The organism is Cupriavidus sp. SIMBA_020 (genome assembly GCF_046535395.1).
In the GTDB taxonomy this organism is placed as follows: domain Bacteria; phylum Pseudomonadota; class Gammaproteobacteria; order Burkholderiales; family Burkholderiaceae; genus Cupriavidus; species Cupriavidus campinensis.
The window spans coordinates 1-241 of record NZ_JAWRWU010001510.1 but is presented as its reverse complement, the minus strand read 5'-3'; the positions used below and the strand labels follow the sequence as shown (position 1 = coordinate 241).

Sequence of the window (241 nt, the reverse complement as noted above, 5' to 3'; positions counted from 1 at the left end):
AGTGCTCGGCCTGGGCCAGCACGAGTCGCGCGGCATGCGCAAGGGCGTGGTCGTCAATATCGAGACCACTGTGAATTCGATTCAGCGCGCGCTTGAAGAAGCCGAGCTGATGGCAGATTGCAAGATCCGAGACGTCTACACCGGCATCGCCGGCAGCCATATCCGCAGCTTCAATTCCAGCGGCATGGTCGCCGTCAAGGACAAGGAAGTCACCGCCACCGACGTCGCCCGCGTCATCGAG

General features: G+C 61.8%; 1 pseudogene. It reads left to right on the top strand.

The annotated features are described in order from the left end of the window. Nucleotides 1–241: pseudogene (locus SB751_RS34640) on the top strand (cell division protein FtsA); the annotation flags it as partial.